The following is a 10,822-nucleotide window of genomic DNA, read 5'->3' as shown; positions in this document are numbered from 1 at the left end:
GCCACGTGGTGCACGGGCGGACCGCGCTCATCCTGCCGACGCTGGGCCGCACCGACGAGGACACACAAGACGGTGTGCGTGCTCGACCGGGTGCCGCGCTATCAGATCCCGGCCGCGTTCCTCGTCCTCGACCGGATGCCGACGACGCTGACCGGCAAGCTCGACCGCGCCGCCCTGCCCCGGCCCGCCGCACCGCGACCTTCCCGCCCTGCGCGCGATACGCAGGAGCACCACCTGTGCGCCCTGTTCGCCGAAGTGCTCGGCATCCCGTCCATCGGCGTCGACGACGACTTCTTCGCCCTGGGCGGCGACTCTGTCACCGCCGCCCGCCTGGCCGCCCGCATCCGCGACGAACTGGCCGACTCGGTCGAGGTGCGCACCCTCTTCGAAACCGCCACGGTCGCCGAACTCGCGGCCGAGCTCGCCGCCGACGGCCCCCGCCCCCGCCCGGTCCCGGACCTCGAGGCCGACGCCCGCCTGGATCCCGAGTTCCGCCTACCGGGTGCTGTCGTCCCGTCCGTGAACCTGCCCGTTGGCGCGCGGGTATTGCTCACGGGCGCAACCGGATTCCTCGGTGCGTTCCTGCTGGAAAGCCTGCTGCGGCAGCCGGGGAGCCGAGTCGTCTGCCTGGTCCGCGCGACCGGCGAGCGGCCCATCGCCGAGGCCGAGGGCAATCGTCGTGCCGCCGGACGATTGCGGGAGACGTTGCGGCGGTACGGGATCGATGTTCCGTGGGACCGGGTTACGGTGCTCGCCGGGGATCTGACGCGGCCCGGGCTGGGGCTGGCGGCGGATACCTATCGGGCACTCGCGGAGTCGGTGGACGTGATCGTGCACAACGGCGCACCCGTGCATCACCTGACGCCCTACGAGCGGCTGCGGCCCGGCATCGTGGGCGGGACACGGGAGATCCTGGGGCTGGCGTTCGCGCACAAGGTCATTCCGGTGCACTACATCTCCGCCTGCGACACCGCAGTGGCGGCCGACGGCAATCCTGATCCGATACCGGAGGGACGTCGAGCACCTGCCGCGAAAGTCCTTGCCAATGGCTACATTCAGGCTAAATGGGTGGCTGAGGGGATGGTGCTCGAAGCTGCCGAGCGCGGCCTGCCGGTGGCCGTGCATCGGCCCGGGCGCATCAGCGGGCACTCCCGGAGCGGTGCGGGCAATGAGCGGGATGCGTTCTGGACGATGGTGCGTGCCATGGTCGCCCTGGGCGTCGCCCCGCAAGATGTCGCACCTGTGAACCTGGTGCCGGTGGACCATTTGGCCGACGCCGTCGCGCACCTGCTCCACAGCGACGCGACCGGAGTGTTCCACCACCTCGCACCCGAACCAACTTCTCTCGCGACAGTTCTCGAGAGACTCCGCGCGCACGGTTACCGGCTGACCCCGGTGCCCGAGCCCGCCTGGATCGATCTGCTGCCGAGCCTGGGTGGGGACGGCGAGCAGTGCCGTGCCCTGCTTCAGGCGCGGCCTCCCATACCCCCGGGGCCGATCCGATTCGACCGCACCCACACCGAACGCGGTCTGCGCGGCGCGAACATCGCCGCGCCACACCTGGACGCGCACGCCGTCGACGCGGCTATCCGGTTCTTCCTGCGAACCGGATTCCTGCCCGCGCCGGACGCCGTGTCCGTCCCCACGGCGGACGTCACGTCCGTCGTCTGATCGCCTTCGGCCCCTGACTCCGAAGGCAATTCGCACCAATCTGATGAGAGGCAAGTCCCCATGCGTACCCCGAACGCGGCCATTGTCGCCGCGCTGTCCGTCGCCGCCCTGGCCACCGCCGCCACCGCCAATGCCGAACCGGCGCAACCGGTTCCGGCCCAGCAGCCGTCCGGCCTGCACTTCACCGCCGAGGTCCGCGACGGCGCCGTGCACCTGAGCACCGACGGCGGCACGCTCACCGCCACCGACGGCCGCTTCGCGGTCCGCGACGCGAACGGTCAAGTGCTGGACGGCATTCCGCTCACCTATCAGCGCGACGGCAAGAGCTGGCCGATCGCCGCCGAGATCCACGGCACCACCGCGACGCTCACCCCCGTCACCGATCCGGCGCGCGCGGTCGAGATCCACGACATCGCACCGGCCGTCCCGCCCGCGCTCACCGACGCGGCCCTGAAGGATGTCGCCTCCGGCAAGATCGGCGACATCGCCATCGACTGGCAGTCCCCGGACTTCAACACCGCGGTCATGAACTTCTCCACCATGGCCGGGCTCGGCGTCACCCTCGGCACCCTGGTCGGCACCGTCGTCGGCGCGACCATCGGCTGCGTGGCGGGCGGCATCGTGCTGGGCGCGGCCGCGGGCACCATGACCGTCGGCGCGCTCGCCATCCCCGGATTCCTGGGCGGCTGCCTGGTGACCGGTGCCGCGCTGGGCGCGATCGGCGCGGTCATCGGCAATATCTTCATCGCCGGACCGCTCGGCGGCATCGGGGCGCTGCAATTCCTCGACGCCCTCAACAAGCAGGCGAACAAGTAACGGGCAGAAAAGAACTCAGCCCAGGACGGTGGCGATGATCCCGGCCAGATAGCCCAGTCGCGCCACCTCCGAGGGCCGGAAGTCCGGCCCACCCGGACGGCCCAGCAGCAGCACCTTGCCGGTATTGCCCAGCGGCGCGGCGGCCAGCTTGGTGTCCATGTCCTTCCACAGCTGCGGCACCCAGTCGCCTTCGCCGTCGAGCACCGTCGGCTTCTCGAGCGGCATCCACGGCGCGGAGGCGGCCTGCGTGGAGGGCGCGCTCTGCGAACCCACCACGCGGTAGGCGCCCTGCGGGCCCATGTCGATCACGGTCGACCAGCCGACCCGCAGCACCCGCGGCGCGCCGTCGACGAGCACCTGCAGCCGATCGTCGCGCGCGTTGGCGACTTGATCGATCAGCTCGAGTTCGCGATGGGTGTCCAGGATCCCGGAGTACGGCCGCAGCGAATCGACCTGCACATCGTGCAGTGATTCGGCCGCCGTGATCAGGGTGTCGGGCAGGGCGCCCGAGGGCACCTCCACCACGATGTCGTCGATCGCGAAACCGTCGCCGCGTTCGACCACGTCCAGCGAGAGAATGTCCGCGCCGACCGAACCCAGCGCGAGGGCGAGCGATCCGAGACTTCCTGGGCGATCGGGAAGTTGCACGCGAAGCAGGTAGGACACGTGCCTTCCTTTCTTTCTTTTGCCACTGAAACTTTCGGACGGGTACCCGAGTCCCGCAATACTTACACCCTCGAGAGCCGGTTATCGAATCGAAGGTTTCGTGTGAGGCGGGCCACTTACCCATCGGTTACACATTGATGTTGCCAGGTCTCGCGCACACCTGCGACCGGTGACCGCAGGACACCCACTAGGCTGTCGGATGGCCAATACCCAAGCTCGAACCATGCCGAAAGGGGTCCCGCGGTGCCCGCCATCTCCAGGGACGAGGTCGCTCACCTCGCCCGGCTGTCCCGGCTCGCTTTGACGGACGACGAACTCGATCTGTACGCCGGTCAGCTGGATTCCATCCTGACCCACGTCGCACAGATTTCCGAGGTCGCCGCCGCGGACGTGCCCGCCACCGCATCCCCGAATCCGGAGACCAACGTCACCCGCCCGGACGTGGTGCAGCCCTGCCTGACCCCGGAGCAGGCGCTGGCCATGGCTCCCGCGGTCGATGAGCAGCGGTTCATGGTTCCGCAGATTCTGGGAGAGGGCGCATGACGGACCTGACCAAACTGTCCGCTGCCGATCTCGCGGACAAGATCCACTCGCGTGCGGTGTCCGCGGTCGAGGTGACCGAGGCACACATTCAGCGCATCGCCGAGGTCGACGGGGAGATCAACGCCTTCCTGCACGTCGCCGGCGAACAGGCGCTGGTGACCGCCGCCGAGGTCGACCGGCAGGTCGCGGGCGGCACCGTCGCCTCGCCGCTGGCCGGTGTTCCGTTGGCGCTCAAGGACGTTTTCACCACCGTCGACATGCCGACCACCTGCGGGTCGAAGATGCTCGAGGGCTGGGTGTCGCCCTACGACGCGACGCTGACCAGCAAGCTGCGCGCTGCCGGAATCCCGATCCTGGGCAAGACGAACATGGACGAGTTCGCCATGGGTTCGTCCACCGAGAACTCCGCGTACGGGCCTACTCGCAATCCCTGGGATACCGACCGGATTCCCGGCGGTTCCGGTGGTGGCTCGGCCGCCGCGCTCGCCTCCTACCAGGCTCCCCTCGCGATCGGCACCGATACCGGTGGCTCGATCCGCCAGCCCGCCGCGGTCACCGCGACCGTCGGCACCAAGCCCACCTACGGCACGGTCTCGCGCTACGGCCTGGTCGCCTGCGCGTCCTCGCTGGATCAGGGCGGCCCGTGCGGTCGCACCGTGCTGGACACCGCGCTGCTGCACGAGGTCATCGCCGGGTACGACCCGCGCGACTCCACCTCGCGCAATGTGCCGGTGCCGCCGGTGGTCGCCGCCGCCCGCGAGGGTGCGAAGGGCGATCTGAAGGGTGTGAAAGTCGGTGTGGTGAAGGAACTTCACTCCGACTCATACCAGCCCGGCGTGATCTCCTCCTTCGACGCCGCGGTCGCACAGCTCAAGGATCTGGGTGCGGAAGTGATCGAGGTGTCGTGCCCGCACTTCGAGTACGCGCTGCCCGCCTACTACCTGATCCTGCCGTCCGAGGTGTCCTCGAACCTCGCGCGCTTCGACGCCATGCGCTACGGCCTGCGCGTCGGTGACGACGGCACCCACTCCGCCGAACAGGTCATGTCGCTGACCCGTGAAGCGGGCCTGGGCCCGGAGGTCAAGCGCCGCATCATGATCGGCACCTACGCGCTGTCGTCCGGCTACTACGACGCCTACTACGGTCAGGCCAACAAGGTCCGCAACCTGATCGCGCGGGACTTCGACAAGGCGTACGAGAGCGTCGACGTGCTGGTCTCCCCGACCAGCCCGTTCACCCCGTGGAAGCTCGGCGAGAAGGTCAACGACCCGCTGGCCATGTACCTCTCCGACCTGTGCACCCTGCCCACCAACCTGGCCGGGCACTGCGCCATGTCGGTCCCGTCCGGCCTCTCCGCCGACGACGGCCTCCCGGTCGGCCTCCAGATCATGGCCCCGGCCCTCGCCGACGACCGCCTCTACCGCGTCGGCGCGGCCTACGAAGCGGCCCGCGGCCCGATCGCCTGATCAGGCCCCGCTCCCAAGCGAATTCGGCCCCCGCCGGTACCCACCGGCGGGGGCCGAATGCTGTCCGCCGGGTCTGTCCGGTTCTGGGCGGTCGACTTCCGGGCGATGCGGCAACGACTGCGGTGCGTCGGTCCAGACCGGTAGGCTGGCTCTCGTTCGTCGTGTGTGAAGGGTTTCATTGGGGATGTTGCGACGCGGCGAGGTCTTCGCTGGCTACGTGATCGAGCGCGAAGTGGGCCGTGGCGGAATGGGTTCGGTCTATGCGGCCCGCCACCCTCGGCTCCCGCGACTGATCGCGCTCAAACTGCTGCACCGGGAGATGTTCGGGGAGACCGAGACCCGCATGCGCTTCGAACGCGAGGCCGACGTCATCGCCCAGCTCGACCATCCCAACATCATCACCGTCTATGACCGCGGCGACGAGGACCAGCAGCTGTGGATCGCCATGCAATACGTCGACGGCGTCGACGGGGCCTCGGTCGACCCCTACGATCTCGCGCCCGAACGCGCGCTCGAGATCATCGTGCAGACCGCGGCCGCACTGGATTACGCGCACGGGCGCGGCGTCCTGCACCGGGACGTGAAGCCCGCCAACATCCTGCTGTCGCGCTCCGGTGGCATCGGCACCGGATTCGCCGAACGCGCCCTGCTCAGTGACTTCGGGATCGCGCGGGTACTCAACGACACCGCACATCTGACCCGCACCGGCATGCTCAACGCCACCCTCGCCTACGCCTCGCCCGAACAGCTGACCTCCGCGCCCATGGGACCGCGCTCGGACCAATACTCACTGGCCTGCACGCTGTTTCGGCTGCTCACCGGGCGCGGGCCGTTCGACGCGCCCAATATCGCCACCGTCATGCTCGGGCATCTGCAATCCCCGCCGCCGGACGTCACCGCGTTGCGGCCCGAACTGCCCGCGGAACTCGACACGGTGCTGCACAAGGCGCTGGCCAAGGACCCGCGCGACCGCTACGAGACCTGCTTCGAATTCGCCCAGGCCGCCTGGGAGACGGTGGCCGAACCGGTCTCGCTGGTGCGGCGGCCGCGCGCCACCGCCACCGGATGGGCGCCGCGCGAGGACACCGTGCTCGGCTGCCTCTACGGCGGGGCGATCGGCGACGCGCTCGGCGCGCCCATCGAGACCATGCTGCTGCCGAACATCCAGCAGCGCTACGGGATCGCCGGGGTGACCGGGGAAGGCAGCGGATACAAGGGCCGGATCTCCGACGAGACCCAGCTGGCGCTGTTCACCATGGAGGCGCTCATCCGCGGCGCACGGATCCGGGAACGCGGCACCGGGGCCACCGTCGGGCTGATCCAGGAAAACCTGCTGGTGTGGCTGCGCGGTCAGGGACAGGCCGTCCCCGAACAGCCGATACCGCTGCAGAGCGGACTGACCGGATATCCGGAACTCATGACCAACCGCGGACCCACCCAGACCACCATCTCGGCCATGCGGCGGGTGGCGGCCCGGCAGCGGCCGGGGGAGCCGCTGGGCACCCGCGAGCATCCCATCAACGACTCCAAGGGGTGCGCGGCCGTGGTGCGTTCCGCGCCACTGGGATTCACGCCCTCCCCGGAATTCTCCTTCGAACTGGCCTGTGACGCAGCGGCACTCACCCACGGCAATCCCGGCGGCTGGCTGCCCGCGGGCGCGCTCGCGGCCATGGTGCACGGGCTGGGCCGGGGCATGGATGTCCGGACGGCGGTGGAACACGCGCGGGCGCAGCTGATTCGGCACCGCGATCACGAGGAGACCACCTACGCGCTGGACCAGGCGCTGGGGCTGGCGGACGCGGTCGCCTTCCGGGGGCGGCCCATGCCCCTGCCCGGACTGCTGGAACCGCTCGGGACCGGCGTCATCGGCTCGGAGGCGCTGGCGATCGGGGTCTGCGCGGCGGTATGCGCCGAGAATTGCGGTGGTCCACCGGAACAGATCTTCCGCAACGGAGTCCTGTTGTCGGTCAACCACTCCGGGGACAGCGACTCCACCGGCGCGGTGTGCGGTGCGCTACTGGGCGCGCACCTGGGCGTGCACGCCATCCCGCAGACCTGGCGCTCGCGGCTCGACGCGGCGGCCGCCATCGAACGGCTGGCCGCCGACTTCACCCGCGAATTCCGTTCCGCCGCTCAACAGCCCGGCAGCACCGTGCCCTGGTCGGTGCCGTAACGGTGCCCGTGGCCCGGCGGGGCATCGAGCGCGCCCAGCAGGTCGGCGGTGGTCTGCAGGAAACTGATCACCGGAAGCCAGTGCGGGACCGGGGCGTCCGGGCGGGTGCCGGTGAGATCCGGTGCGCGCCACAGCAGCGACGGTGACCAGCGCACCACCGGATCCGAGGCATTCGCCAGCACGGTGGCGCGGCCGTGATGGACGTCCCCGGCGGGCGGGCCCGCCCACAGCGCGCCACAGACGCTGCGATCCTGGTCGGCATCATCGGCGAACACCGAACTGCCGCCCAGCGCGCCCAGGCTCTGACCGTAGATGTAGAGCTTCGGGGGATCCGGCAGCCGCGAAATCCGTTGCTGCACGGCCCGGAACAGCGCCCGCGCCGACTCCTCGGCGGCATGGCGGCCGAACACGAAGGTGACCCAGCTGGGGGCGTCCGAATATTGCAGGCCGACCAGCGCCACATCACCGCCGAAACGGGCATCCAGCCCCTTGGCGGCATCGCTGTCGATCCAGCCCGAACCCGTCGGGACCGTCACCACCAGGTTGTGGCGCTGCAATCCGCCGGTGCGCTCCAGCTCCCGAATCGCCAGCGCCACCCGGGAATCCAGATCGGGCGCGGAATTCAGGCCGACATAGACGCGCACGGTCTGCGCCGGAGTACCCGCCACGAACCGCCGCCCCTGCGCACCCAGCGACGGCCAGCTCGCCATCGACACCGGACTACCCGACCGCGACGGTGAATCCGGCTGCACCAGTTCCGGATCCACATACGAATTGGCCGCCGCATACGCCGACCGCCGCCACTCCACCACCGTCGGCACGATCACCAGCTGCAACGCGACCAGCGCCGCCACCCCCGCCGCCACACTCCGCACCCGGCCCAATCGCCTTATCACCCAGCGCATACCGCCGACAACGGCCAATACCACGACGACCAGCGGCACGGTCCAGGCCAACCACTGCGCCCAATACGCGGGCCCGATCCCGCCGACGCCCATGGCGGCACGCAACCTGTTCTGCCAGTGCTCGGCATAACTCATCGACGCCCCGACCAGCGCCAGCGAAACCACCAACACCGGCACCCGGGCGCGCACCAGGTGAATGACCCCGAACCGAGTCCACCGCAACACCATCCGAATCAGCGCGGCCACCCCGAGCGCGATCAACACCACCAGCGCGGTCAGAATCGCTTGCGCCGACGGCGTCCGCGGCAACAACCCCGGCGCGAGCGAGATCATGGTCCCACCCGCCACCGCCGCACTCGTCCCCACTCGTGGGACTCGGAAAATCGACCACCCCAACGGGATTCGTGGACCCGGCGCTTCCCGGACATCCGGGTCGTCACGATGCGCGACTGGATTCTCGGACAGGATCACAACGCCACCGCCAACCGGTCGTCGAGCACGCCCCTGGTGGCCAGCCGCGTGGTCGCGGTGCGCCGGGAGCGGTGGCGGCGCATGAGAACGGTGGTCCCGATGGCCAATCCGACGGCGAGGCCGATGCCCGCGAGCGACAGGGTGGCGGGGGAGGGGAGGGTGCCGTCGGGTTCGAAGAAGGGCTCGTAGATCGGGCTGCCGTAGTGCTGGCGGAGCGAGTTCAGGTCCACGGCGGTGGCGGCGATGCCCGCCATGACGTGGCATTCGGAGCGTGACAGCGGGTTGGCGCGGGTGTCGCAGGCCGCGTGCATGCGGCGTTCCAGGCCCGCGTCCGCGGTCTGCCGGGCCCACGGACCCAGCGGCTGGCCGGTCGAGGCGGCGTAGCGCAGCAGGTCGTAGCCGAGGTCGTGCGCATCGCAGGCCAGGTCGAACTCGGCGGGCAAGGGGACCGGGGAGGAGCAGTCGCCCTTGGGGTTGATGAGCATGCCGCCCGCCACCACCGGTCGATATCCGGCGAAGGCGACGAAATCCTCGGGGATGAGCGTGGGATCCGGGTGCGCGGCAACCGATTCCAAGATCGCGACGCGGGCGGCCGCGTTCTCCGGCACGGCGGGTTCCGCGCTCGCGGCGCTCGCACTCGGAGCGAAGGCGATGCCCGCCGAGCAGGCCACGGTCGCCGCGGCCGCCAGCGCGGCGGCGCGGCGGCGCACACCCCGGCGCTCATTCGTGGAAGTCCCGGGAGCGGACACGGTGCGCCGGGGAGCCGATGCGGTGCGCCCGGCAGTGGACGCGGTGGATCCGGGCAGGGACCCGGCGGATTCGGACGCGGGCATCGGCAGGGGGGAACGGGGCGAAGTCCTGCGGGAATTCGGGAACGCTCTCATGGCTCAAAAGCTAGGAATCGGGCCTCGACCGGGGCGTCAGCCTGTGGGACGGTTCCCGGGCAGGCGAGCCGGGGGAGAGCCGGGGCGGTGTCGTACCCGGGTAGGGGGTACTAGATCACTCACCGGTATGACGTGGTGGCCCCACCGAGTCTCTACCGTCGAAGGCATGGTCGGAAAGAAGTCTGTGCAGGCCCGCACCGCACGAGCGCGGCAGCTGTTCGACGGGTTCACGGTGATCCTCGCGGTCATCTTCATCGCGGTGGCGTGGCCGACGCTGCACCTCACCCACAAGGTGCCGGCGGCCGCCGCCCCGTTCATCGCCGGGTTCGCGGCGTTCCCCATCGTGCTGCTGCGGGTGAATCCCCTACTGGGCTGGGCGGTTTCGGCCGGATCGGCGCTGCTGATCGCGCTGGCCGTGCCCAATCAGCCCGGCAACACCATCCCGTTCCAGGTGGTGCACATCCTGGCGCTGTTCGCGCTGGTCCTCGCGGTGGCGGTGCGCGCGCCCATCCGGATGGTCGGGGTGGTGTGGGTCGCGACCTCGCTGTTGTTCGCCACCACCATGGCCAAGACCGGGGACAGTTTCGCCGAGGCCGGATTCGGCTGGCCGCTGGCCATCACCGGGCTGGTGGTGTTCGGGCTGCTCATCCGATGGGTCGCGGTGTCGCGGCAGGCGCTGCTGAAATCCGAGGAGGAGACCGAGCTCGAGCGGGCACGGCGCGCCATCCTCGAGGAGAAGGCGCGCATCGCCCGCGACCTGCACGATGTGGTGGCGCACCACATGTCGATGGTGGTGGTGCAGGCGCAGACCGCGCCGTATCGGATCAACGGGCTCTCGGCCGACGCGCGCGCCGAATTCGAGTCCATCGGGACGGGAGCGCGGGCCGCGCTCAACGAGATTCGCGGCATGCTCGGCGTGCTGCGCAGCGACGGCCAGCTGCCCGAGCACGCCCCGCAGCCGTCGGCGGCCGATCTGCCCGGCCTGCTCGAGGGCGCGCAGCGGGCCGGGGTGGCCCTCACCTGGACCGTGGACGGCAGCCTCGACGCGGTCCCGGAGACCACGGGGCTGGCCCTCTACCGCATCGTGCAGGAATCCCTGGCCAATGCCACCCGGCACGCGCCGGGCGCGGCGGTCCGGGTGCACGTCGCGTGCGCGGCCGCGCTCACCCTCGAGGTCGCCAATGATCGCGCGGTCGCGGTGCGGCCCGGGGAGCATTCCGCCACCGC

At 70.2% G+C, this 10,822-nt stretch carries 9 protein-coding genes; 6 read left to right on the top strand and 3 right to left on the bottom strand.

The features are described from left to right. The first annotated feature begins 135 nt into the window (after positions 1–135). Positions 136–1,671, top strand: coding sequence for a thioester reductase domain-containing protein (locus ACWELQ_RS25110; RefSeq protein WP_452399501.1), 1,536 nt, complete (start codon positions 136–138; stop codon positions 1,669–1,671). 60 nt (positions 1,672–1,731) lie between these two features. Further along, on the top strand, positions 1,732–2,487 hold the full coding sequence (locus ACWELQ_RS25105) for a hypothetical protein (RefSeq protein ID WP_452399500.1): 756 nt from the start codon (positions 1,732–1,734) through the stop codon (positions 2,485–2,487). 15 nt (positions 2,488–2,502) lie between these two features. Here ACWELQ_RS25105 and ACWELQ_RS25100 read toward each other — a convergent pair whose 3' ends face one another. Further along, entirely contained in the window at positions 2,503–3,153 is a 651-nt protein-coding gene (locus ACWELQ_RS25100) for an amino acid-binding protein (RefSeq protein WP_452399499.1), read from the bottom strand. Positions 3,154–3,396: 243 nt separating this feature from the next. Between ACWELQ_RS25100 and gatC the strand changes: the two genes are divergently transcribed. The 3 genes from gatC to ACWELQ_RS25085 all read left to right on the top strand — a co-directional run bounded on the left by gatC (position 3,397) and on the right by ACWELQ_RS25085 (position 7,335). Beyond that, complete coding sequence (gatC, locus tag ACWELQ_RS25095; RefSeq protein WP_452399498.1) at positions 3,397–3,696, top strand: Asp-tRNA(Asn)/Glu-tRNA(Gln) amidotransferase subunit GatC; 300 nt, start codon at positions 3,397–3,399, stop codon at positions 3,694–3,696. Continuing rightward, a complete protein-coding gene (gatA, locus tag ACWELQ_RS25090; RefSeq protein WP_452399497.1) occupies positions 3,693–5,162 on the top strand; it encodes an Asp-tRNA(Asn)/Glu-tRNA(Gln) amidotransferase subunit GatA in 1,470 nt (489 codons plus the stop codon). Before gatC ends, gatA begins: the two co-directional genes overlap by 4 nt. A 184-nt stretch (positions 5,163–5,346) precedes the next feature. Continuing rightward, on the top strand, positions 5,347–7,335 hold the full coding sequence (locus tag ACWELQ_RS25085; protein ID WP_452399496.1) for an ADP-ribosylglycohydrolase family protein: 1,989 nt from the start codon (positions 5,347–5,349) through the stop codon (positions 7,333–7,335). Here ACWELQ_RS25085 and ACWELQ_RS25080 read toward each other — a convergent pair. Together ACWELQ_RS25080 and ACWELQ_RS25075 are read right to left on the bottom strand one after the other, a co-directional pair. Next, positions 7,296–8,573 (bottom strand): alpha/beta-hydrolase family protein, encoded by a 1,278-nt coding sequence (locus tag ACWELQ_RS25080; RefSeq protein ID WP_452399495.1) that lies wholly within the window; start codon positions 8,571–8,573, stop codon positions 7,296–7,298. The two genes, ACWELQ_RS25085 and ACWELQ_RS25080, sit on opposite strands and share 40 nt — an antisense overlap. Positions 8,574–8,707: 134 nt before the next feature. Then, positions 8,708–9,544: a hypothetical protein gene (locus ACWELQ_RS25075; protein ID WP_452399494.1), complete on the bottom strand. Its 837-nt coding sequence runs from the start codon at positions 9,542–9,544 to the stop codon at positions 8,708–8,710. A gap of 217 nt (positions 9,545–9,761) precedes the next feature. Here ACWELQ_RS25075 and ACWELQ_RS25070 point away from each other — a divergent pair. Continuing rightward, the coding region (locus ACWELQ_RS25070) for a sensor histidine kinase (RefSeq protein WP_452399493.1) at positions 9,762–10,822 on the top strand (1,061 nt) is incomplete at its 3' end.

The organism is Nocardia sp. NPDC004722 (assembly GCF_053601505.1).
This window is presented reverse-complemented; position numbering and strand designations above follow the sequence as displayed.

Excerpts from the sequence above, each read along its gene's own strand:
- ACWELQ_RS25110 (WP_452399501.1), top strand. The coding sequence starts at position 136 with ATGCCGACGACGCTGACCGGCAAGCTCGACCGCGCCGCCCTGCCCCGG.
- ACWELQ_RS25105 (WP_452399500.1), top strand. The coding sequence starts at position 1,732 with ATGCGTACCCCGAACGCGGCCATTGTCGCCGCGCTGTCCGTCGCCGCC.
- gatA (WP_452399497.1), top strand. The coding sequence starts at position 3,693 with ATGACGGACCTGACCAAACTGTCCGCTGCCGATCTCGCGGACAAGATC.
- ACWELQ_RS25085 (WP_452399496.1), top strand. The coding sequence starts at position 5,347 with ATGTTGCGACGCGGCGAGGTCTTCGCTGGCTACGTGATCGAGCGCGAA.
- ACWELQ_RS25080 (WP_452399495.1), bottom strand. The coding sequence starts at position 8,573 with ATGATCTCGCTCGCGCCGGGGTTGTTGCCGCGGACGCCGTCGGCGCAA.
- ACWELQ_RS25075 (WP_452399494.1), bottom strand. The coding sequence starts at position 9,544 with ATGCCCGCGTCCGAATCCGCCGGGTCCCTGCCCGGATCCACCGCGTCC.